The 21,467-nt window shown below is 55.4% G+C and carries 24 protein-coding genes; 23 read left to right on the plus strand and 1 reads right to left on the minus strand.

The features are described from left to right. Positions 1-56: 56 nt before the first annotated feature. The 7 genes from ACFFSY_RS26985 to ACFFSY_RS27015 all read left to right on the plus strand — a co-directional run bounded on the left by ACFFSY_RS26985 (position 57) and on the right by ACFFSY_RS27015 (position 4,970). A complete protein-coding gene (locus ACFFSY_RS26985; RefSeq protein WP_377500005.1) occupies positions 57-239 on the plus strand; it encodes an IDEAL domain-containing protein in 183 nt (60 codons plus the stop codon). Between the two features lie 192 nt (positions 240-431). After that, positions 432-851, plus strand: coding sequence for a DUF2487 family protein (locus tag ACFFSY_RS26990; protein WP_377500007.1), 420 nt, complete (start codon positions 432-434; stop codon positions 849-851). Between the two features lie 261 nt (positions 852-1,112). Further along, entirely contained in the window at positions 1,113-1,637 is a 525-nt protein-coding gene (locus tag ACFFSY_RS26995) for a Rieske (2Fe-2S) protein (protein WP_377500009.1), read from the plus strand. 17 nt (positions 1,638-1,654) lie between these two features. Beyond that, complete coding sequence (qcrB, locus tag ACFFSY_RS27000) at positions 1,655-2,326, plus strand: menaquinol-cytochrome c reductase cytochrome b subunit (RefSeq protein ID WP_377500011.1); 672 nt, start codon at positions 1,655-1,657, stop codon at positions 2,324-2,326. A 22-nt stretch (positions 2,327-2,348) separates the two neighbouring features. Then, positions 2,349-3,233, plus strand: a complete 885-nt coding sequence (locus ACFFSY_RS27005; RefSeq protein WP_377500013.1) for a c-type cytochrome — start codon at positions 2,349-2,351, stop codon at positions 3,231-3,233. A gap of 116 nt (positions 3,234-3,349) precedes the next feature. Beyond that, entirely contained in the window at positions 3,350-3,970 is a 621-nt protein-coding gene (locus tag ACFFSY_RS27010; protein ID WP_377500015.1) for a DUF1405 domain-containing protein, read from the plus strand. A 43-nt stretch (positions 3,971-4,013) separates the two neighbouring features. After that, a complete protein-coding gene (locus tag ACFFSY_RS27015) occupies positions 4,014-4,970 on the plus strand; it encodes a sporulation protein YpjB (RefSeq protein WP_377500017.1) in 957 nt (318 codons plus the stop codon). On the opposite strand, the gene ACFFSY_RS27020 is transcribed toward ACFFSY_RS27015, so the two are convergent. Then, positions 4,971-5,837: a YitT family protein gene (locus ACFFSY_RS27020; RefSeq protein ID WP_377500019.1), complete on the minus strand. Its 867-nt coding sequence runs from the start codon at positions 5,835-5,837 to the stop codon at positions 4,971-4,973. It abuts the gene before it with no gap. A gap of 141 nt (positions 5,838-5,978) precedes the next feature. Between ACFFSY_RS27020 and ACFFSY_RS27025 the strand changes: the two genes are divergently transcribed. The 16 genes from ACFFSY_RS27025 to ACFFSY_RS27100 all read left to right on the plus strand — a co-directional run bounded on the left by ACFFSY_RS27025 (position 5,979) and on the right by ACFFSY_RS27100 (position 21,178). Further along, entirely contained in the window at positions 5,979-6,326 is a 348-nt protein-coding gene (locus ACFFSY_RS27025; RefSeq protein ID WP_377500021.1) for a nucleotide pyrophosphohydrolase, read from the plus strand. 56 nt (positions 6,327-6,382) lie between these two features. Then, a complete protein-coding gene (locus tag ACFFSY_RS27030; protein WP_377500023.1) occupies positions 6,383-6,919 on the plus strand; it encodes a tetratricopeptide repeat protein in 537 nt (178 codons plus the stop codon). 24 nt (positions 6,920-6,943) lie between these two features. Then, complete coding sequence (gene dapB / locus ACFFSY_RS27035; RefSeq protein WP_377500025.1) at positions 6,944-7,747, plus strand: 4-hydroxy-tetrahydrodipicolinate reductase; 804 nt, start codon at positions 6,944-6,946, stop codon at positions 7,745-7,747. 39 nt (positions 7,748-7,786) lie between these two features. Continuing rightward, entirely contained in the window at positions 7,787-8,197 is a 411-nt protein-coding gene (gene mgsA / locus ACFFSY_RS27040; protein WP_148928226.1) for a methylglyoxal synthase, read from the plus strand. 9 nt (positions 8,198-8,206) lie between these two features. Beyond that, positions 8,207-8,905, plus strand: coding sequence for a bacillithiol biosynthesis deacetylase BshB1 (gene bshB1, locus ACFFSY_RS27045; protein ID WP_377500027.1), 699 nt, complete (start codon positions 8,207-8,209; stop codon positions 8,903-8,905). A gap of 62 nt (positions 8,906-8,967) precedes the next feature. Next, on the plus strand, positions 8,968-10,131 hold the full coding sequence (bshA, locus tag ACFFSY_RS27050) for an N-acetyl-alpha-D-glucosaminyl L-malate synthase BshA (protein ID WP_377500029.1): 1,164 nt from the start codon (positions 8,968-8,970) through the stop codon (positions 10,129-10,131). Positions 10,132-10,153: 22 nt separating this feature from the next. After that, the gene (locus ACFFSY_RS27055) at positions 10,154-11,518 is read left to right on the plus strand and encodes a CCA tRNA nucleotidyltransferase (protein WP_377500031.1); all 1,365 of its coding nucleotides are present in this window, start codon (positions 10,154-10,156) and stop codon (positions 11,516-11,518) included. Then, the gene (locus ACFFSY_RS27060; RefSeq protein WP_377500033.1) at positions 11,515-12,498 is read left to right on the plus strand and encodes a biotin--[acetyl-CoA-carboxylase] ligase; all 984 of its coding nucleotides are present in this window, start codon (positions 11,515-11,517) and stop codon (positions 12,496-12,498) included. Before ACFFSY_RS27055 ends, ACFFSY_RS27060 begins: the two co-directional genes overlap by 4 nt. 275 nt (positions 12,499-12,773) lie before the next feature. Then, positions 12,774-13,688: a 3-methyl-2-oxobutanoate hydroxymethyltransferase gene (panB, locus tag ACFFSY_RS27065; protein ID WP_377500035.1), complete on the plus strand. Its 915-nt coding sequence runs from the start codon at positions 12,774-12,776 to the stop codon at positions 13,686-13,688. After that, complete coding sequence (panC, locus tag ACFFSY_RS27070) at positions 13,685-14,575, plus strand: pantoate--beta-alanine ligase (RefSeq protein WP_377500037.1); 891 nt, start codon at positions 13,685-13,687, stop codon at positions 14,573-14,575. Before panB ends, panC begins: the two co-directional genes overlap by 4 nt. Further along, the gene (gene panD / locus ACFFSY_RS27075; protein WP_377500040.1) at positions 14,568-14,951 is read left to right on the plus strand and encodes an aspartate 1-decarboxylase; all 384 of its coding nucleotides are present in this window, start codon (positions 14,568-14,570) and stop codon (positions 14,949-14,951) included. Before panC ends, panD begins: the two co-directional genes overlap by 8 nt. A 114-nt stretch (positions 14,952-15,065) precedes the next feature. Beyond that, on the plus strand, positions 15,066-15,815 hold the full coding sequence (locus tag ACFFSY_RS27080; protein ID WP_377500043.1) for a tetratricopeptide repeat protein: 750 nt from the start codon (positions 15,066-15,068) through the stop codon (positions 15,813-15,815). A 27-nt stretch (positions 15,816-15,842) separates the two neighbouring features. After that, positions 15,843-18,710: an ATP-dependent DNA helicase DinG, 3'-5' exoribonuclease type gene (locus tag ACFFSY_RS27085; protein WP_377500045.1), complete on the plus strand. Its 2,868-nt coding sequence runs from the start codon at positions 15,843-15,845 to the stop codon at positions 18,708-18,710. Beyond that, complete coding sequence (locus tag ACFFSY_RS27090; protein ID WP_377500046.1) at positions 18,707-19,366, plus strand: redox-sensing transcriptional repressor Rex; 660 nt, start codon at positions 18,707-18,709, stop codon at positions 19,364-19,366. Before ACFFSY_RS27085 ends, ACFFSY_RS27090 begins: the two co-directional genes overlap by 4 nt. Further along, a complete protein-coding gene (locus tag ACFFSY_RS27095) occupies positions 19,347-20,648 on the plus strand; it encodes an amidohydrolase (protein WP_377500048.1) in 1,302 nt (433 codons plus the stop codon). Before ACFFSY_RS27090 ends, ACFFSY_RS27095 begins: the two co-directional genes overlap by 20 nt. Beyond that, on the plus strand, positions 20,648-21,178 hold the full coding sequence (locus ACFFSY_RS27100; protein WP_377500050.1) for a cell wall elongation regulator TseB-like domain-containing protein: 531 nt from the start codon (positions 20,648-20,650) through the stop codon (positions 21,176-21,178). The genes ACFFSY_RS27095 and ACFFSY_RS27100 overlap by 1 nt, the downstream gene beginning before the upstream one ends. Positions 21,179-21,467 lie beyond the last annotated feature (289 nt).

Genomic DNA, 21,467 nt, shown 5'->3' on the forward strand with positions numbered 1-21,467 from the left:
TTCGGCCAGGGGAATGAGTATAGGATATCTTTGAACGAAAGCTTGGAGGTGATCCTATGGACAAAATGAAAGTATCGTACGAAGCCATGCTCGGACTCGCGGCCGAGATGGTGCTGGATAAGGCAGTTGTGGAATTTCGGTCGAAGCGATTGTACCAGGCGATCGACAAAGCGCTTGCTTCGGGTGACAAGGATACGTTTCGCAGACTGACGGATGAATTAAAGACGCTGCACGCCTAAACACGTGCGCCCAACGAACCTACGCGGCGAAGGACCATCTTCACCGCGTAGGTTATTTTACGTGCAAATTCGATTGGCATTTCGTTAAAGCTGGCGAGTATAGCGCATCGTTCCGTAGGCGTCGATAATATGGTAGGATAAAGGGATGTTTGGGGGAATAATGAAGCTACTCGCGAAGGGGAAAAGTAAACCATGAAATTCAGTGAACTGTCGCCGGACCAATGGGCGGAGCTTGCGCTTTACCTCGATACCGCCGTACTGCCGGTAACGGGCCTTAGCGGAATCGAACTGCCTTTCGAAGCGACCGCGGCGCTGGAACGGCTGCGCGATGTGCTCGACTTGGTCGAGCAGCCTTTCAAAGGACGGATCGTCACCTACCCGGCTTGCCAATATGCCGACAAAGACGCTCTAACCGACAAAGTCGAGGTGATCTGCGCGAATTTGAAGACGGCTGGATTCAAATACGTCATCGTGGCGGTCGCTTTCCATGCTGAAGGATGGAAGGACAAGCTGGTTAGCGCCGACTTGATTGTCAGCGCCGACGCACAGGGCCATCCGCCTCAAGCGGAAGAGGTAAGTACGGCAGTGCGCAAATTATGGCTTGGACGTTAAGCGGCGCCGTTGTTTTTCCGCCGGAATCGACAGCAACTGCATAAGGCGAATGCGATATGGGAAAAACAAATGCCATAGCAGGTCAATTGTGACAAAATCGTAACAATTTCAAAATGGGTTTTTGTTCCGTCCAGCAAAACTTTGGCAGTATTCTTGACGCTCCATATGACCTAGGCTATTATAGGAAATGTCCTAAGTTCGTCATACGTTTTGCCATTTGGGCAAGACGCAAGATATGGTTGGCAAAGGGGGTAGAACAAGATGAGTAACCACGATCAGAACGCACATCGACCGGTGAAACGCAACGAAATGTCCCGACGTCAATTTTTGTCATATACGCTCGGAGGCGCAACGGCTTTCATGGCTGCTGGCGTAACGCTGCCAATGGTTCGTTTCGCGGTTGATCCGATTCTTAAAAAGAAAAGCGGCAGCACCTTGATCAAGGTTGTTGAAGAATCGAAAGTAACGAACGAACCGCAGGAATTCAAGTTTAAGATTCACCAGATCGATGGCTGGTACGTGAGCGATCCGGAACAAACGGCTTGGATCAGAAAGGACGAGCAGGGGAAATATTATGCTCTCTCTCCAGTCTGCAAGCATTTGGGCTGCACGATCGGCTGGAACACGGAGAAGAACAACGAGTACGTGTGCCCGTGTCACGGCGCGCACTACACGATCGAAGGCAAGAATCTCTCCGTAGCGCCGAAGCCGCTTGACGAGTATGAACTCGAAGTCAAGGAAGGCTGGATTTACCTCGGACCGATCAAAGAGAATTCACGGGTATAAGGAGGGCGTAGGCTCAGATGTTGAAAAATGTGTACAACTGGATTGACGAACGTCTTGATATTACGCCGCTGTGGAGGGACGTTGCGGACCATGAAGTTCCGGAACACGTTAACCCGGCCCACCACTTCTCCGCATTCGTGTATTGCTTTGGCGGATTGACGTTTTTCATCACGGTCATCCAAATTTTGTCGGGGATGTTCCTGACCATGTATTTCGTCCCGGATATTTTGAACGCTTACAAAAGCGTCGACTACCTCCAGCACAAAGTCGCGTTCGGCGGCATCGTGCGCGGTATGCATCACTGGGGCGCAAGCCTTGTGCTTGTCATGATGTTCTTACATACGCTTCGCGTCTTCTTCACGGGCTCCTACAAGGCGCCGCGCGAGATGAACTGGGTTGTCGGCATGTTGATCTTCTTCATCATGCTCGGCCTTGGCTTTACAGGCTACCTGCTGCCATGGGATAACAAAGCTTATTTCGCGACGAAAGTCGGCATGCAGATCGCAGAAGCCGTGCCGTATATCGGGCCTTACATTAAAGAATTGCTGCAGGGCGGCGACATTATCGGCGCCGAGACGCTGACTCGCTTCTTCGCGATCCACGTGTTCTTCCTGCCAGGCGCGCTTCTTGCGCTGCTTGGGGCTCACTTTATCATGATCCGCCGTCAAGGCATTTCTGGACCACTCTAAGCCGAAGGGAGGTAATTCGCGAATGGCACATGGTCACAAATCGAACGAAAAAGTAATTTATGTCGGCGACTCCCGGGTGAAGAAGCCTAAGAGCGTCGGCAGTGATACAATCCCGCCGGACTACACGGCATTCCCGGGTAAATCGGAAGCGTTCATTCCGAACTTCCTGCTGAAGGAATGGATGGTTGGATGCGTGGCGTTGGTTGGGTTTCTCGTTCTGACGATTGCGGAACCGGCACCGCTCGGTTATCCGGCAGATCCGACGAACGCGGCATTCATTCCAATGCCGGACTGGTACTTCCTGTTTATGTATCAATTCCTGAAATATCCTTATGCTTCCGGTGATTACGTGGCATTCGGTATTCTCGGCGTGCCGGGTATCGCATTCGCGTCGCTGCTGCTTGCTCCGTTCCTGGATACGGGCAAAGAGCGCCGGTTCTACAGACGTCCGATCGCAACATCCTTAATGTTGCTGTCGCTGTTCTCGTTGTTCTACTTGACGAAAGTATCTTGGGACCACTACGAACACGAGCTTGAAATCACGAACACGATTCCAGAGCACCACGTTCGGGAAGAGAAAGCTCGCGAAGAGTGGGAGAAAGCGCAAGCGAATGGCGGTGTACCGGTAGAAGAAGCCGTTGTTCCAATCGTGGAGCCGGACGATCCTGTTATGGAAATCGTCAAAGCCAACTGCGTAGGCTGCCATGCAACCGATCTCAAGGGTAATGAGAGCGCGAACGTCCCTGCACTGCGCGGCGTTGGCGACCGTCATTCCAAAGAAGAATTGGTTGAAATTGTCACCAATGGCCTGGGCGGCGGAAGAATGCCGGCATTCGGGCAGAACCTGAGCGCCGAGCAAATCGACCAGCTCACGACATGGCTATCGAAACAGAAGCAAGCTGAATAATGGATGAAGAACCTGATCGTTTTATCGCGATCAGGTTTTTTTTGAAGAGAATGGGTTTGGGATAGAGGAAGGGGCAATGGGCAGTGTCGCTATTTTCTTTTTTGGTGAGTCGAGCTGTGCTGCTGGATCGGCGCGTCCTGTGGCTGCTGCTCGTCGTCAATGCGCTTGGAACCGTGTACGGCTACTATTGGTATGGCGATCAGCTGATCGATACGTCGCAGACGCAGCCAGCCTGGCAGCTGGTCTTCGTACCGGACAGCCCGACGGCGAGCTTGTTCTTCACGCTGGCGTTAATCTATTTGCTATTCCCGCTCTCGACTAGCGCAGGACCGGTCGCGCGGGGGATTCGGATGATCATTGAGGCCCTGGGCGTCGTCACTTCGGTGAAGTACGGGATTTGGGCGGTCGTCATGATCGTGGCCGGCGCCATGAAAGGCGATCAACTCGTATGGCAGCACTATATGCTGATCGTCTCGCATTTAAGCATGGCGATTGAAGGGCTGTTATTCGTCCGTTTCTTCACGTTTGGCCGATGGGCGGCGTTCGCCGCCGGCTGCTGGCTGTGGTTGAACGATACGATGGATTATACCTATAACATCTACCCTTGGCTGCCGGAGGTATTGGATAGGGTCGTGCAAGCCGTTCGCAACTTTACGTTCGGGTTGACGCTGTTTAGCCTGCTTCTCACGCTGCTGTTCCTGCAGCTTGGCCGAAAAGCAAGAAGGATCGAAGCATAAGTAGGGACATCCCCCCATACATTTAGACAGTGGGGGGATGCATGTGAGGAAAACAATCGGCGCGACACTCGTATTGGCAGCGATCTTGATGATCACGTCGGGCTGCGCGAGCGACTGGGTACGAACTGCAGCGGTTCATGAGAAGTCCGAATCGTACGCGAACACGGCGACGAGCGGAATTAAAGCCATTCGGATAGCGGACGAGCTCTACGATGCCGCGAATAAGGGTAACCGTCAGCTTGCATATACGGCGCTAATCCAATTGGAGCGGGAGTCCAAGCGAACCGAGGTTCGGGCTATGGGCACGTCGAAAGGGTGGAAAGCGTTCGATGCAAGCATCCAATCCGCCAAGAAGGCTTTCGCTCAAAAACCGAACGGGGAGGAAGCCTATCTGCATGCGGCGCGACTGAGACTGGCGATTGACGCGCTTTATCGTTCTTCTCCGTTATGGCTTCAATATCAGAACGTCGTACAGGAAGATCTGGAGAGATTGCGCCAGGCATGGGTAATCGAGTGGGAGGATCGGTCTTCGGCTGAACTTGCCGCGCTGAACGTGCTGCGCATTCATGCCGAACGATTCGAGGTGGCGGCGCTGTTGGAGAGGCCGGAAGCCGATGTGACGCATTTTCAAGAGTTGATGAACCGGATGGAATATGCGATCGTGTACGCGGCGAAAAGCAGCGGCGCGAAAGAGCGAAACCGTAATTTGGATCGTGTTTGGCTGGAGCTGCAAAACTCGGCGGATATGCTTTTTGGCGACAGCTCCGTAACGAAGCCGGCCTCGGGGGAACCGTCCGAAGCGGCCGCCACTGATCCAGCACCGGCACGAATAATGCCATTGGTGCCGGACATGGCGGCCCGCGAACAGTTGGCGACGATGTTTATCGCCGCCTTCGTCATGGGTATCCTTGCTTTCGTAGGATGGCAAAGGTATAAATTCGAGGAAAGCCACGGTGCGTCTTACCCGCCGCCCAAATCGCCTTGGGAACGAGATGCATGATTATTCTTCTTTGAACCCTTCGCCGAGTACGTCGTGCACGTCGGAAATGACAACGAATGCCCGCGGGTCGATACTGCGAATGATCGTCTTAAGACGCCGGATTTCATGGCGCGCGATCACGCAGTAGACGACCTGTTTTTTATTGCCAGAATATGCGCCTTTCGCGTCGAACAACGTTACGCCCCGTTCCATCTCCTTCGTAATCAGTGCCGAAATCTCCGGCCCGTGGTCGGTGAATACCTGGAACGCTTTGGCCGCGTAAGCTCCTTCTTGAATGAAATCGATCACGCGTGCGGCGATGAAAACAATAACGAGGGTGTAGAGTACTTTTTCCTTCGATATATATAGAAGCGAAGCTCCTATGATGAAGGCATCCAGCGTGAGGATAACTTGTCCCATGCTCCAGCCGCGCGTCTTGGAGGCAATGCGCGCGATGATGTCTGCGCCGCCAGTCGTGCCGCCGAAACGGAATACGATGCCGAGTCCCGCGCCAGTCGTGACCCCCGCGTACAGGGCGGCAAGTATGTAGTCGTGCGACGTATGGAGCGGCTCGATCCATTCCGCTTCCACGCCTTTCTCGATCAGCCAGAGGAAGAATGAGAGCGAGACCGTGCCGTAAATGGACAGTCCCATCTGACCTTTGCCGAGCACCTTCCAGCCGATGATGAATAGCGGAATGTTCAGCAATAGCGTGGAGACCGAGAGCGGGAGACCGATCGCGTAATTCAGCAGGACCCCGATGCCCGTTACGCCACCCTCCATAAGTTGATTCGGAATAATGAAGTACTGCAAGCCGAACGCATAAATGGCGGTGCCCAGGGTGATAAGCGGCACCTGACGCAGCAAGGCGGAGAGCCGTGCGTTCATGATGTAAAACTCCTTTCTGCCCAAAAACTAAGGTTGCCTTGTCTAGTATGGCTGATTTGAGCGCTTTCGAAAAGCATTGTTTTCACGGACGCTTTACGATAACATATGGAGTGAACCTGAGGGAAGGATTGGATTAACGCGATGAACGAGAACGCATCCGAGAAGTCGCTCGCCGAAGTGCAGCGCGAAGTGGACCGTTATATTTCGCAGTTTAAAGAAGGTTATTTCAGCCCGCTCTCCATGCTTGCCCGCATGACCGAAGAGGTTGGCGAGCTGGCAAGAGAAGTGAACCATCGGTTCGGCGAGAAGCCGAAGAAAGCGGATGAGGCAGATAACTCTATCGAGATGGAGCTTGGCGACATTTTATTCATCGTCATATGCTTCGCGAATTCGCTGGGCATCGACCTGACCGAGGCACATGACCGGGTTATGCATAAATTCAATACGCGCGACGCCGGCCGCTGGACGCCAAAAAACATCGAACCGTAACCGCACCTTCTTCATATGCTGTTACCATCAACCGTTAAGACAAGGAGGGTGGGCGGATGGATGGAGAAAGCTGCATAAAGAAAGCTTACGAAGCCATCTTGAACGGCGATTATGAGCAGGCCATCGGCTGGTTCGAACAAGCGATCGAGCTGGAGCCGGATCACGCGTCGCATCATTATAAATGTTCCATTACATGCTTGCGGAGCGGCAAGACGCAGAAGGCGCTGCACCATGCGCAGCGCGCCGCGGCGCTTGATCCGAGCTCGGATGAATTCCGGTTCCAGCTGCAGACCGTGCAAGCGAAGCTGTTGGTGCGGGAAGTCGAAGCGTTGCTCGGCAGAACGCCGCCAGATACCGAAAGCGCGATCGAGAAGCTGAAGTACGCGGCGAGCCTTGACCCGCTTAATGTAGAGGTGCTGCTCCTGCTGGGCGCTGCCTATGCGTCGCAGAACCGTTTCGGAGAAGCGGCGGAGTACGCGCGCGAAGCGATGAAACTCGACCCGCATCATTCGGCAGCGCAGCGGCTGCTTGCCGACGTGAACCGCAACATGCGCGGTACGTTTCGAACGATTGTCCGGAAGAAGAGAAGATAATGTAGACAGGTGGTTACGTACGATATGACTGATCGAATCAAAGTGGCGGTTGCGGGAGCTCGTGGCCGAATGGGACGCGAAGTCGTCAAGATGGTCCTCCAGGACGAAACGCTCGAGCTCGTCGCAGCCGTCTCCCCGTCTGCTGGCGGCGTGGATGCAGGCATCCTTGCGGGAGTCGCGGCTTGCGGCGTAATGACCGCAACGGATCTCGAGTCGGCGTTAGCCGCGGCCAAGGCCGATGTGCTTGTCGATTTCTCCATTCCGCAGGTCGGATACGAGAACGCAAGGACGGCCATCACGCACGGCGTGCGCCCGGTCATTGGGACAACCGGTATTACTCAAGAGCAAATGCAAGAGCTGGACAAGCTGTGCCAAGAGCGGGGGCTCGGCGCTTTAATCGCGCCAAACTTCTCCATCGGCGCCATTCTGATGATGAAGTTCGCGGCTGAAGCTTCCAAGTACATGCCGCATCTGGAGATAATCGAGTATCACGGCGATCAGAAGCTTGATGCGCCATCTGGCACGTCCATCAAGACGGCCGAGCTCATTTCGGAAGTTCGCGGCGAGCTTCGCCAAGGTAATCCGAGCGAGGAAGAAATCATCGAAGGCTCGCGAGGCGGGTATTATAACGGCTTTCGCATACATAGCGTTCGTCTGCCGGGCGTCTTCGCCCAGCAGGAAGTGGTGTTTGGCGCCTTTGGCCAGACGCTCAAGATTCGTCACGATTCCTATGACCGGGCGGGCTATATGCCGGGTGTCAATCATGCGGTGAAGAAAGTCATGACGTACGAGGGACTTATCTACGGATTCGAGCACATAATGGAGTAGAACGGACGGTACCGGGATAACGGGAGAGGAGAGCACAGCATGAATATCGCGTTTATCGCGCATGACCGCAAGAAAGACGAAATGGTGAACTTCGTGACGGCGTACGAACCCGTCTTCGAAGGCCATACGCTGTATTCGACGGGGACGACGGGAACCCGCATCATGGAACAGACTTCGCTGTCGATCAACCGTTTCATGTCGGGCCCGCTCGGCGGCGACCAGCAGATCGGGGCATTGGTAGCGACGAATGAGATGGATCTGATCATCTTCCTTCGCGATCCGCTCATGGCACAGCCGCACGAGCCGGACATTATTGCCCTTCTTCGCCTGTGCGACGTGCAGGGCATTCCGGTCGCGACCAACGTGGCGACAGCCGAACTGCTCGTCAAAGCGCTGCAGCGCGGCGACTTCGCATGGCGAGAGCTTGTTCATAAATACAAACCGGAGTAGGGAGCAACCATGACATATTCGGTCGATATTTTGGCGTTCGGCGCGCACCCGGACGACGTGGAGATCGGCATGGCCGGCACGTTGGCCAAGCATGCGCAGGCGGGCTGGAAGACGGCGATTTGCGATTTGACCGAGGCGGAGATGTCATCGAATGGCACCGTGGAATCAAGGCGGCTGGAAGCCGCCGAAGCTTCCGCGGTGCTTGGTCTATCCGAACGTTCCTGTCTCGGTCTGCCGGACCGCGGGTTGAACGGTTCGCCGGACCAGGTCGAGGCGATCGTACGCGAGATCAGAAGATTGCGTCCGCGCATTGTGTTCGCGCCTTATTGGGAAGATCGGCACCCCGATCATGTGGCATGCAGCCGCTTGGTCGAAGAAGCGGTGTTTAATGCGAAGCTTCGCAAATATGCACCGGACATGCCTCCGGTCAACGTCGAACAGCTCATTTTCTATTATATTAACGATTCGGCGGAGACGACGCTCATGGTGGACGTGAGTGAATGCTACGAGCGCAAGATCGCTTCGCTTCAGGCGTACAAGTCGCAGTTCAATCCGGCGAGTCTCGGTCAAGACCATGTCGACACCCCGCTGACCGATCGTTATGTTGAACGTGTGGCGGCAAGGGATTTGCTGCTAGGGCAAACACGCGGCTGGGATTATGCGGAAGGGTTTACGACCAAACGTCCGCATCCCGTTGCATTTTTTTAACGCCAGTTTTCGTCACATCATGCATATAGTTGTCTAAAGATACGCACCAGGAGGTGGGAACCGTGGCGAGACCTCTCAAAATCGGCATTACCTGTTACCCAACACTCGGAGGTTCAGGCGTTGTTGCGACAGAGCTCGGCAAGCTGCTAGCCGAGAAAGGGCACGAAATCCATTTTATAACGCACAGCATTCCGTTTCGGCTCGGCCAGTTCAAGAAGAATATTTTTTTCCACGAAGTAGAAGTTAACGATTATTACGTCTTCCGCTATCCGCCGTATGATCTGTCGCTAGCAAGCAAAATGGCTCAGGTCGCCAAAATGCAGAATCTGGACCTGCTGCATGTGCATTATGCTGTTCCGCATGCAATCTGTGCGCTGCTAGCGAAGCAGATGATCGGCGGAGATATCAAGACCGTCACCACGCTGCACGGGACGGATATTACGGTGCTCGCGCAAGACGAATCACTCAAGGATTTAATCCGGCTCGCGATCAATTCAAGCGATGCGGTGACAGCCGTATCTCAAGATCTGATCAACGAAACGAAGGATCTGCTCGATATCGATAATCCGATCGACCTGACGTATAACTTCGTCGACAAACGCATTTACTATCCGCGCAGCTGCGCTTCGTTGCGGAACGATTTCGTACGTGACGGCGAGAAAATCCTCATGCACATTTCGAACTTCCGCCCGGTCAAACGCGTCAGCGACGTCGTGGAGGTCTTCGCCAAAGTGGCGGAGGAAGTGCCAAGTCGGCTGCTGCTTGTCGGCGAAGGACCGGATTTGCCCAAAATCCAACACAAAATTCGGTCAATGGGTCTTGAGGACCGCGTCCATTTCCTGGGTAAACAGGACGATGTGGCGCATGTTATCTCGATGGCAGACTTGATGCTGCTCCCGTCGGAGAAAGAAAGCTTCGGTTTGGTCGCGCTGGAAGCGATGGCTTGCGGCGTGCCGACGATCGGTTCGGTAGCGGGCGGCATTCCTGAACTTGTCACGCACGGAGAAACAGGCTTCCTGGCACCGATCGGCGACACGGATACGATGGCCGAGCATGCTATCATGTTATTGCGCAATGAAGCGATGTATCAGAAATTCCGCGAAGCTTGTTTGCACCGGGCCAGAACGAGGTTCTGTAACGACTTGATCACGGCGGAATACGAACGGATCTACTACCGCGTGCTGGGCATTGAAGCAGATCTGCCGCAGCCAATCTGTAGCGAATAGCAAGCCGAGGAGGGAGCGCGGCATGAAGCTGGCGCAAGAGATGACTCGAGCGCTTCCCGTCTTAGAGACGCTGCAGGCGCACGGGTATGAGGCCGTATTCGTAGGCGGATGCGTACGAGATACGTATATGGGACGAACGATCAAGGATGTGGACCTGGCGACGTCGGCCACGCCTGATCAAGTGATTGCCTTATTCCCGAACCATATCCCGACCGGTCTCAAACACGGGACCGTTACGGTCATGATGGGAAATACACCTTACGAAGTGACGACGTACCGGACGGAGTCCGAATACGAACAATATCGAAGACCGCAGGCGGTGCAATTCGTGACGAGTCTTGAAGCGGATCTGCTCCGACGGGATTTCACGATGAACGCAATGGCGGTTCGCGCCGATGGAACATTGGTCGATCCCTACGGAGGCGCCGGCGATATCGATCGCGGCATTCTCCGCTGCGTAGGCGAAGCCGACGCGAGATTCCAAGAGGATGCGCTTCGGATGGTGCGCGCGGTTCGGTTCGCCGGGGAATTCCGGCTGCGGATCGCGCTCGGGACGTGGCGTGCGCTGAAGCGGCATGCGCCTTTGCTGCGGCACGTAGCGATGGAGCGAATCGGCGCGGAAGCCGATAAAATGATGAGCGGCAGCCACCCTCGGCGGGCTGCCGTTTTGTTTGCCCGCAGCGGCTTGCTCGCGCATACCAAAGAACGGCTGCCTAGCTGTTTGACGAAGCAGGAGGCCGCTCATCCGCATGCGCCGTTCGCAGGCTTCGAGGCGGCGTGGGACGATGGAACGGCCGACAAGGACAAGCCGGTCGACTATAACTGGCTGCGAACCGGTCTGATTCTTGGACTAGCGCCGGAAGATGCCGATGCTTTGTTTGAAGCGCTCAAGTATGCCAACAGCCGCAGAACGAATTTCGGTTTGACGATGAGCTTGGCTGAGCGGATGGATGCAAGTATCGGTAGAATCAAGGTCAATGAAGGCGCAGTCGAAGAAGCCCGAGCACTTCAAGAGTTGAGACGCTTCTGGATGGACGCCATCTTATCGCACGGCGCGCAGATCGCGGACAACTGGCTGTATGCGCTGGAGCATCTACCGCTTGACAATGCAGGTGCCGGGCAAGATCGCGGTCTATACGCGTCACTTCCGACCCTCCTTCGCGAGTTGCGGGAGGAGATGGCGGTGACGGACATGCGAGGTCTTGCCGTGACGGGCGCCGATGTGATGAGCCATTTTCGAAAGCCGAGCGGTCCATGGCTCGGGCAGCTGTTGAAGGAACTGCTGCGCGAGGCTGCCCATGGTAGAGTGGAGAACAAGAAGGAGACGCTGCTGAAGGCCGCGGAAGCGCTGGAGAGTCAGAGAGAAAGCAGAGGCGAAACAAGATGAGCAATCGCATTTTGACGCTGCTGGAGGAAGGCGGCGAGCAATACGTTTCGGGCGAGCGGCTTAGCCGCGAGCTTGGGATCAGCCGCACAGCCATCTGGAAGCAGATCCGGAAGCTGGAAGCTCAGGGATATAGGATCGAAGCCTCCCCTCGGTTAGGCTACCGGCTGACAGGCAGACCGTCCCGGATGACGATGGTGGAGCTGCTCGGCAACCTGCAGGGCACGACGCTCGTATCCGGCATCAAATTGTTCGAGACGACGGACTCCACGCAAAATATCGCCCATAAACTGGCCGAGGAAGGCGCAGAGGAAGGGACGCTCGTCATCGCGGAGCAGCAGACGAGCGGACGCGGACGAATGGGCCGCGCCTGGGTGTCGCCCGCCGGCAAAGGCATCTACATGAGCATGGTGCTCCGTCCGAGCTTGCCGCTTCAGTTTGCGCCGCAGCTCACGTTGTTGGCGGCGGTTGCGCTGTGCAGAGCGCTAAAGGAGCTTGTGCCGGTTGAGATCGGCATCAAATGGCCGAACGATTTGCTGATCAACGGCAAAAAAATTAGCGGCATCCTGCTGGAGTCATCGGCTGAGGACGAGCGGATCCGTCACGTCATCATGGGAATCGGCATAAGTGTAAATTTGACTATAGAAGATTACCCTTCCGAACTGGCGGAGATCGCGACTTCGCTTCGAATCGCTTCGGGCGAGATCGTCGACCGGGCAAGCGTGGTCGGGGCATTCGTCAAGCAGTTCGAGCACCTGTACCGTTTGTACTTGAAGGAAGGCTTCGCGACGATTCAATCGCTATGGGAAGCCCTCTCAGTCACGCTGCATAAGCCAGCGAAGCTTATGACCCCTGGGGGCGTGGTTGAAGGCGTGCCCGTTGCGCTGACCGAGAGCGGCGCGCTGCTCGTGCGGCTGGCGGACGGATCGGAGCTTCCCGTCTTCTCCGCGGAAGCGGTACGGCCCTTGGATTCGCGTTCATAGACGATTCCGGGGGCGATCTGGTATAATAGGCATAACTGGAAACCGTTATCGGGGCGGTATCGCGGATGGGGCGAACTGCACCTGAACGAACGGTCTTGCAGGAGATTGACCAATATTTGCATGGCAGTGCGTATTCTGCTCTGAGCCGTTAGGGACCGAGACAGAAGGAAGCTTGCGCAAGCAGCGAAAGATGCTCCTTTTCGATATGGGACCTTTTTAGCGGCGGCTAAAAGGTTTATTTGTGTTTACCCTAATCCTAAAAGGAGGATGACGACATGAAACAAGCACTCACCATTACGAAGATGAAAAAAATGAAGCAGCAAGGAGAAGCGATCTCCATGCTGACCGCCTATGACTACCCATCCGCTAAGCTTGCCGAGGAAGCGGGCATCGACATTATTTTAGTCGGCGACTCGCTCGGCAACGTCGTGCTTGGCTACGATACAACGATACCGGTCACGCTCGATGATATGGTGTACCATACGCGCGCGACCGTGCGGGGAGCGGCGAACACGTTCGTCGTGGCTGACCTTAGCTTTATGACATACCGGTTAAGCGTTGAGTCGACGCTGCGCAATGCGGCACGTCTCATGCAGGAAGGCCGCGCGCATGCGGTGAAGATGGAAGGCGGCGCGGATATCGCGGACGAGGTAGCGGCGCTCGTGCGCGCCGGAATCCCGGTAATGGGCCATATCGGACTGACGCCGCAATCGGTCCATCAGTTGGGCGGCTATAAAGTGCAAGGCAAGCTTCCGAAAGAAGCGCAGCAGCTCATTGACGACGCCAAGGCGCTGGAAGCTGCCGGCGCGTTCGCCATCGTGCTTGAACTCGTGACCGAACCGCTGGCCGCGGCGATCACGAAGGAGCTGTCGATTCCGACGATCGGCATCGGCGCGGGACGCGGCTGCGACGGCCAAGTGCTCGTCTACCATGACTTGCTGAAATACGCTTCGCCCTATCGGGAGAAGAAGTTCGTCAAGACGTATGCGGATATCGGCACAACCATCCGGGAGGCGATCTCGTCTTATGTAACGGAGGTTAAATCTCGGGCGTTCCCGGCCGAACAGCATGCTTTCGGCGTTCAGGAGCAGCAAGAGGTCGCCAGCCTTTACGGGGGCCAAGAACAGGCGGCAGCCGCGGCCGAAGCTCCCGCGAAGGAACTGCAGCATCAAGGAGGCGCTAGAGGGTGATCATCGCCGAGACGATCGAACAATTGCACGCGGCTCTAAGCGCACAGCGGGAGGCTCACCCGAGACAATTCATCGGCTTCGTGCCGACGATGGGCTTCCTGCATGAAGGGCATGCGAGCTTGATGCGAAGAGCGAAGGAAGAGTGCGGCTATGCCGTGCTCTCCATCTTCGTCAATCCCATGCAATTCGGTCCGAATGAGGATTTCGACCAATATCCGCGAGACGCTGCGCGCGATATACAGATTGCGGAGAAGAACGGAATCGACGTGGTCTTCATGCCGTCGGTCGCGGAGATGTACCCGAAGAAGCCAGTGACCAAGGTGATGATCGGCGGCGTGACGGAACGACTGTGCGGCGCTTCCCGGCCGGGTCACTTTGACGGGGTAGGGCTCGTCGTGAGCAAGCTGTTCCATCTCGTTCAGCCAGACCGTGCCTACTTCGGCATGAAAGACGCCCAGCAGGTAGCGGTCATTGAGCGGATGACGGAAGACTTGAACATTCCGGTCCGAATCGTGCCGTGCGAGACCGTACGCGAGGCGGACGGACTTGCCTTAAGTTCCCGCAACGTCTACTTGAGCGAGGAGGAGCGCAGCCAAGCGGTGATCCTCTCCCGGACGCTTGCGCGCGCCGAGGAATGGGTGAAATCCCCGGGCATGACGAATCGCGCCCTTTCGGATAAAATAAAGGAGTCGATCGGACAAGCGCCATTGGCTAAGATCGATTATGCCGAAGTGCTGACCTATCCCGACCTGGAATCGCTGCACGACGATGCCGAGATTATTAGTCACAATGGAAAAATTCTCGTTGCGCTGGCCGTCAAATTCGGCCGAACGAGATTGATCGATAACCGCTTGATGGAATTGCACGGAGGTGGCTACCATGTTTAGAACGATGATGAAATCGAAAATTCACCGCGCGACCGTGACGGAAGCGAACCTGAATTATGTGGGGAGCATCACGATCGACGAAGACCTGATGGAGCTGGCCGACATCTGGGCGAACGAGAAGGTCCAGATCGTCAACAATAACAATGGCGCCCGGCTCGAGACCTATGTCATTACCGGCCCTCGCGGCTCCGGCGTTATCTGCTTGAACGGCGCCGCGGCGCGTCTTGTGCAGCCTGGCGATAACATCATCATTATTTCGTACGGCATGATGACCGAGGAAGAAGCACGCCAGTATAAGCCTAAGATCGTATTGATGGACGCCGGCAACAAACCAGTGGACTCCCATTATGAAGAAGTTCACGGCGTCAGCATCTAAACCGGTTGGCTCGATTGTGTAACGACTGCCATGGAGTATGAAAAACATCCCCCGCGCAAAGAATGAGCATAACATTTCACTCAAATTCGACGCGTGAAGGTGGGGATGCAGGCGATGTTCCAGCATGTATTCGCAACGATGCACGAACTGCTTGACGAAATCATGATCCATTTTGGCAGCGCCGAACACGATCAGAAGAAACGGTACTTCGAGCAATTATCCATGTTAAAATCAATGAGCGACACCTTTATCGAGGAATGGCTGCTCTTCGAGGAGAAGCTGGCCGAATTTCGAGATACGTACCGGGACGCGCCGGATACGGGCAAGCCGCCCGGCGCTGCGCCCGGGGCGAGCGGATTGGCGGCTGCCCCAGCCAGCAAGCCTGGTACCGTGAAGACGGCCGAGGAGCACTCGCCCCAATCATCGGGACCGAAGCAGACTCAGCCGATCATGCAAGATCCAAGCCTCGAGACGAGCTTGATGGTCAAGGGGCAAGGGTATTTCAAATTATTCATGTTCAAAGAGGCTGCCGATCACTTCGAGCAAGCAGTGTACGCGGCACCGGAGAACAACATGGCGCGCCTGTTCTTGGCGATGACGTATATGCATCTTCAACAATGGCAGGAAGCGCAAAGACATTTTCAACTGCTCGTCGAGCTGACCGATCACCCCAAGTGGCAGGCGCTCGGATATAACGCGCTTGGCTGTATTCAAGCGGTACGAATGAATTTGGAGCAGGCAGAACGTTATTTCTTGAAGGCGCACGAGACTGACCCGGCTTTTACCGACCCTTTATCGAATTTGAAATCATGTCAGCAGCAGAATGGGCACTTATCACTTTATTTCGGTAGCGGGCAGCTTTAGTATGCGGAGAGGATCGAGTAGCGGAAGATGAACTATGCGGTTTTGGATTTAGAGACGACCGGCCACGGTGCCGGTGATGAAATTATACAAGTCGGTCTCGTGCTGCTTGACGAAGAGATGCAGACGATTCGATCGTACAGCAGCTTCGTCAAGCCGACGATTCCGATTCCGGTCTTTATCACGCAGCTGACGGGCATCGATGACAATATGGTCGCGGATGCCAAGCCAATCGACGACGTGCTGCTCGAAGTGATCCCGTTGCTAGGCGACGCGGTATTGGTCGCCCACAATGTCGGTTTCGACGCCGGCTTTCTGAACCAAGCGCTGGAGCGAAGCGGCTATATGACCTTCGACGGCCGGAAGCTGGACACGATCGACTTGCTGCGGATTTTGTATCCGACGTTGACCTCGTATCAACTCGGTTCGGTTACGGAGCATTTCGGCATTGCGCACGATCAGCATCACCGGGCCGATAGCGACGCAATGGCAACGGCTGAGCTATTTGCGGCGTGTTATCGCAAATTGGAGCAATTGCCGCTGCTAACGCTGCAGCGCATCGCTTCGCTGCTTGGAGACGCCATCGACGATACGGGCTGGCTCGTGAACGAGATCGCGATTCGCAAGGAAACGATGTCCTCCGTGGATTCGGATGCCTATCAGTATTTCAGGCAGTTCGCGATGCAAGCCGGCGACTGGACGGAAGAGCAGCCGCCGCGTGAAGGCGAAAACATACCCGTTGCGGAATGGACGTTCGACGAGTTTCTAGGCGGACTAAAAGAGAATATTAAGGCGCTCATCCCCGGTTACGAGGAACGTGAGCCTCAAAATATAATGTTTACTGAGGTGCTGGCCGCGCTTGAGCAGAACCGGCATCTGTTGATTGAAGCGGGAACGGGAACGGGCAAATCGCTCGGTTATCTCATCCCCGCTCTGTTTTATGGTATCCAGCAAGACAAGAAGATAGTCGTCAGCACGCATACGATCAATTTGCAGGAACAGCTGCGTCAGCGGGATCTGCCGCTGCTGCAGCAGGTAATGCCGGCGCCATTCCGGGCAGCCATCTTCAAGGGGCGCGGCAACTATTTGTGCCTGCGCAAATTCGAAGGCAAAGTGAACATGCATGATTTCGCCTCGCCTACGGAGGACCGGATCACGGCTTCGCAGATGGTCGTATGGCTGTCGGAGACCGGACACGGCGATCAAGAAGAACTCAATTTCGGCAACAAAGGCACGGAATTCTGGGGAACGGTTGCCAGCGACGCGGACTCCTGTCTGAATCGAAGCTGCCCGTGGTTCAAGCGGTGCTACTACCATAGAGCGAAGCAGGAAGCGAATCTTGCGGACGTCGTCATTACGAATCACTCGATGCTGTTCACCGATATCCGCGCCGATCACCGGTTATTGCCAGGCTACGAGCAACTGATCGTCGACGAAGCCCATCACCTCGAGGAAGTCGCCGGCAAGCATCTGGGCACGCAAATTTCGTATTTATCCGTGCAGCATCCCGTTATCCGTCTGGCGAAGGACGCACGCAACGGTCAATTGATCAGCCTGATTCACAAGCTAGCGGGCGAGCCTTCCGACAAGTCGCTGGCTTGGCGGGAGAAGATTGACGAGATTTTGCCGGACTTCGGCGACTTGCGGGATGATTGGGATCGGTTGTACGAACTGCTCTATGCCATGATGGGCAGCGGTTCATCCGATTCGGCGGAGACCGGGCAGCTGGTACTGCGATTGCGTCACGGCAATTTGCCGAAAGGGTGGAGCGATGCGCAGATCGTGGAAGAGAGCGTGCACGGCCATTTGAGCAAAATCGTGCGAACGCTCGACAAAGTGTTCAGCGAGATCAAGGATGAGGTCGACGATACGGTGATCACCGCGATGGTGACGGACTTAAGCGGCACCGTCAAAGATTTGACCCGCGCGCGCGACGAGCTGCGTACCTTTATGAAGGCGGATAAGATCGATATGGTCTACTGGCTGGAAGCGAATACGAATTTCCGGGCCAAGTCGATTCACCTCTATGCCGTTCCGGCCGACGTGAGCGAACAGCTTCGCACTCACTTCTTCGATGCCAAGAAGAGCGTCGTGCTTACCTCCGCCACGTTGTCGGTCCAGAAGTCGTTCCAATACGCAGCGGAGCAGCTGGGGCTGGCGGAAGACGAGAAGAACGGCAGGCTGAAGACGGTTCAACTGCCATCTCCGTTCAACTACAGAGAGCAGGCGCTCGTCGTAATCCCGCGCAATTTGCCCGTATTGAAAGGGGCTGCCGGCGATCCTTACTTTAACGAACTGCTAATCAAGTCGCTGGCCGATACTGCCGTGGAGACGAAAGGACGGATGCTCGTCCTGTTCACCTCGTACAGGATGCTGAAGCAAGTGTACGACCCGTTGAAGGAGCTGCTCGCCGCAAGCGGCATTCAGCTTATCGGGCAGGGCATTGACAGCGGCAATCGCAGCAAGTTGACCAAGCGGTTCCAGCAGCAGGCCAAGTCCGTCCTATTGGGCACGAGCAGCTTCTGGGAAGGCGTCGATATACCGGGGGATGCGCTGACATGTCTTGCGATCGTCCGTCTTCCGTTCCAACCGCCGAACCATCCTTTGATCGAAGCGAAGTCGGAGCTGCTGCAGCAGCAGAAGCAGAACCCATTCATGAAGTTGTCGGTGCCGCAAGCTGTCATCAAATTCAAGCAAGGCTTCGGCCGGCTCGTGCGCACCTCGAAGGACAAAGGAATCGTGCTGATTTATGATACGCGCGTCATTGATACCTACTACGGCAAATATTTCCTATATTCGCTGCCGGGTCCGAAGATCGAGACCATGCATTTGGATCAAATCGTCCCGCGCATTCGCAATTGGTTGTCCACCGAAACAGGAGAGGAGGTTCGCTCATGACGAAGACGTTCAAAATTTCCGAGGCCGTCGTGCGCCGGCTTCCCGTCTATCTTCAAGTGCTCGGCGATTTGCATAAGCGGGATATTCAGACGGTCTCCTCTCAGGAACTTGGCAACAAACTCGATCTGAATCCGGCGCAAATTCGCAAAGACTTAGCTTATTTCGGCGAGTTCGGGCGCAAAGGGATCGGTTACGATGTGTCCTATCTCATCGAGAAAATCCGGCAGATCCTGAAACTAGACCAGCCGCTCAGCGTCGGACTGGTCGGTGCCGGTAATTTGGGCCGCGCGTTATGCAATTATAATACGTATTTGAAGGATAATATGAAAATAACGGCGGTATTCGACGCGCACGCGCCGATCGTCGGCACGAAGATTAACAGTCTGACCGTGCAGCCTATGGACAGTTTGATCGAGAAGGTCAAAGAGCTGAACATTCGAATCGGCATCATCACGGTGCCGGCATTCGAAGCGCAGAACGTGGCGGACCGTTTCGTTGCGGCAGGCGTCGAAGGGATCTTGAACTTCGCGCCTGTCATTCTGCGCGTACCCGAACACGTTCGTATTCATTATGCGGATTTTACACGCGACCTGCTTAGTCTGGCCTATTATTTGGAGAAAGAAGGAGAGACCGAGAATGAACCGGTTGTGGATTGAGAACGGCACCTTCGTCACGATGGACGATAATCAGCCTTTGGTGAGAGGCCATATGGTTGTAGAGAACGACCGCATTACATACATAGGCGAGGCTGCTCCGTCGCCGGCTCCCGAAGGGGCGGAGCGCATCAACGGCAGAGGCTTGGTCTTCATGCCGGGCTTGATCAATACGCATGCCCATTCGGCGATGTCGCTGCTGCGCGGCTACTCGGATGATGAAGCGCTTCAAGTATGGCTGCAAGATAAGATGTGGCCAATGGAAGGCAAGTTCAACGACGATGACGCGCATTGGGGTAATGCCCTGGCGGTCATTGAAATGTTGAAATCCGGCACGACGACGTTCGTGGACATGTATGACCGGATGCCGATTCTGGCAAAGGTCGTCGAGCAGTCGGGTATGCGCGGCGTGCTGACACGCGGCGTAATCGGCTTATGCTCGCCGGCGGAGCAGACCGCGAAGCTGGAGGAAGCGAAGCAGTTCGCCAAGGACTGGAATGGTCAGGCAAACGGGCGGATCCGTACGATGCTGTCGCCGCATGCGCCTTACACGTGTCCGCCGGATTACATTGAGCGTATCGTCGCAGCGGCCCATGAGTTGAACGTGCCGCTTCATACGCATATGTCCGAGTCCGCAGCGGAAGTCCAGCAGAACGTGAACGATTACGGCACGCGGCCGGTTGAGCATCTCGACAAGCTGGGCTTCTTCTCCCGGCCGTCGCTCGTTGCGCATGCCGTGCACTTGAACGATGAGGAAATTGCGCTGCTGGCCGAGCGCGGCGTAGCCATTTCCCATAATCCGGCGTCGAATTTGAAGCTGGCAAGCGGCGTCGCGCGCGTCCCCGACCTGCTGAGAGCGGGCGTCACCGTATCGCTTGGCACGGACAGCGCGGCTAGCAACAACAACTTGGATTTGTTCGACGAGATTCGCATCGCGGCGCTGATTCACAAAGGCGTCTCCGGCGACCCGACGGCGATCCCGGCAATAGAAGCGCTCCGCATGGGAACCGTCTATGGAGCTCGGGCGATCTGGCAAGCGGACGAGATCGGCGCGCTGAAAACCGGCATGAAGGCCGATTTCATTGCCATTAATACGGAACAGCCGCATTTCTACCCGCAGACGGATATCGTCTCGCATCTCGTGTACAGCGGCTCAGGCCGCGACGTGCAGCATGTCTGGGTTGACGGCCGCCAGGTCGTGAAGTCGGGCGTGTGCACGCTGCTCGACGAGGAGCAAATTATGGCCGAAGCTCAACGTGCATTCGAAGGGTTGCTCGCCCGTTAATGCGAACAGTACGTCGCAAACGTTCACCGTTTTGGACGCCCGTGCGGATTGCGTTATTTTCAGCGGTCGTCCTGGTGACGCTGCTGGTCGGCCTCAACGCTTATTACATGCACGTTCAAGGCCCGCGGTGGGAGGAAGAGAACCAAGCGAAGTGGCAGGCGAAACAGACCGCCGGTCTCGTCTCCACGAAAGATGCCTACAAGTATGTGTGGGATACGACGGCTTGGGTGGTGGAAGGGAAGGACACGGACGGCGACGACGCCGTCGTGTGGTTAACCGGCGAGAAGCTGGACCAGTTTATCGTGCGGAAGAAGAAGGATAGCGTCATCCGAGCCCAGCTGAAGGAGCAATTTTTTCAAGGAAAGCCTGATGCAGATTTGAAGCAAATGCAGCTGGGACTGCTGGAAGGCCAGCCGGTATGGGAATTGTTCTACGCCCGCGATCAATCCGGCGAGCAAATGTATTATTATGACTTTTATCGGTACAACGACGGTGCTTACATCATTACTTATAATTTGCCGAAGAAATAACGCCAAAAAACCGCTGCTGCCTGCAGCGGTTTTTTGGCGTTGTCGCAGAACGCGTGGAATTCGTGGAACATCGTACCGTGGAACATTTTGATCCGTGAATATTACTTCGGGATGCGTTACACTGTGTTCAGGTTGATGAGACACGGCTTCGGATGGAGCACAATTGAATGGCTGCCAAGACTGCCAGCACTTACACACAAGATTGATCTATCATGTATGCTATACTAGAGTATATCAGATTAGTATTGATATCGAGATAGACGGAATTGACGATTATGCGAGAGGGGGC

Origin of the sequence: Paenibacillus aurantiacus (assembly GCF_042431225.1) — a bacterium.
Lineage (GTDB): Bacteria > Bacillota > Bacilli > Paenibacillales > Paenibacillaceae > Paenibacillus_Z > Paenibacillus_Z aurantiacus.

What these genes read in the sequence shown, in the direction of transcription:
- ACFFSY_RS26990 (WP_377500007.1), top strand. Translation starts at nt 432, where the DNA reads ATGAAATTCAGTGAACTGTCGCCGGACCAATGGGCGGAGCTTGCGCTT.
- ACFFSY_RS26985 (WP_377500005.1), top strand. Translation starts at nt 57, where the DNA reads ATGGACAAAATGAAAGTATCGTACGAAGCCATGCTCGGACTCGCGGCC.
- ACFFSY_RS27095 (WP_377500048.1), top strand. Translation starts at nt 19,347, where the DNA reads ATGAACCGGTTGTGGATTGAGAACGGCACCTTCGTCACGATGGACGAT.
- ACFFSY_RS27080 (WP_377500043.1), top strand. Translation starts at nt 15,066, where the DNA reads ATGTTCCAGCATGTATTCGCAACGATGCACGAACTGCTTGACGAAATC.
- qcrB (WP_377500011.1), top strand. Translation starts at nt 1,655, where the DNA reads ATGTTGAAAAATGTGTACAACTGGATTGACGAACGTCTTGATATTACG.
- ACFFSY_RS26995 (WP_377500009.1), top strand. Translation starts at nt 1,113, where the DNA reads ATGAGTAACCACGATCAGAACGCACATCGACCGGTGAAACGCAACGAA.
- ACFFSY_RS27020 (WP_377500019.1), bottom strand. Translation starts at nt 5,837, where the DNA reads ATGAACGCACGGCTCTCCGCCTTGCTGCGTCAGGTGCCGCTTATCACC.
- ACFFSY_RS27055 (WP_377500031.1), top strand. Translation starts at nt 10,154, where the DNA reads ATGAAGCTGGCGCAAGAGATGACTCGAGCGCTTCCCGTCTTAGAGACG.
- dapB (WP_377500025.1), top strand. Translation starts at nt 6,944, where the DNA reads ATGACTGATCGAATCAAAGTGGCGGTTGCGGGAGCTCGTGGCCGAATG.
- ACFFSY_RS27085 (WP_377500045.1), top strand. Translation starts at nt 15,843, where the DNA reads ATGAACTATGCGGTTTTGGATTTAGAGACGACCGGCCACGGTGCCGGT.
- ACFFSY_RS27030 (WP_377500023.1), top strand. Translation starts at nt 6,383, where the DNA reads ATGGATGGAGAAAGCTGCATAAAGAAAGCTTACGAAGCCATCTTGAAC.
- ACFFSY_RS27005 (WP_377500013.1), top strand. Translation starts at nt 2,349, where the DNA reads ATGGCACATGGTCACAAATCGAACGAAAAAGTAATTTATGTCGGCGAC.
- ACFFSY_RS27060 (WP_377500033.1), top strand. Translation starts at nt 11,515, where the DNA reads ATGAGCAATCGCATTTTGACGCTGCTGGAGGAAGGCGGCGAGCAATAC.
- ACFFSY_RS27090 (WP_377500046.1), top strand. Translation starts at nt 18,707, where the DNA reads ATGACGAAGACGTTCAAAATTTCCGAGGCCGTCGTGCGCCGGCTTCCC.
- panD (WP_377500040.1), top strand. Translation starts at nt 14,568, where the DNA reads ATGTTTAGAACGATGATGAAATCGAAAATTCACCGCGCGACCGTGACG.
- panB (WP_377500035.1), top strand. Translation starts at nt 12,774, where the DNA reads ATGAAACAAGCACTCACCATTACGAAGATGAAAAAAATGAAGCAGCAA.
- ACFFSY_RS27100 (WP_377500050.1), top strand. Translation starts at nt 20,648, where the DNA reads ATGCGAACAGTACGTCGCAAACGTTCACCGTTTTGGACGCCCGTGCGG.
- mgsA (WP_148928226.1), top strand. Translation starts at nt 7,787, where the DNA reads ATGAATATCGCGTTTATCGCGCATGACCGCAAGAAAGACGAAATGGTG.
- ACFFSY_RS27025 (WP_377500021.1), top strand. Translation starts at nt 5,979, where the DNA reads ATGAACGAGAACGCATCCGAGAAGTCGCTCGCCGAAGTGCAGCGCGAA.
- bshB1 (WP_377500027.1), top strand. Translation starts at nt 8,207, where the DNA reads ATGACATATTCGGTCGATATTTTGGCGTTCGGCGCGCACCCGGACGAC.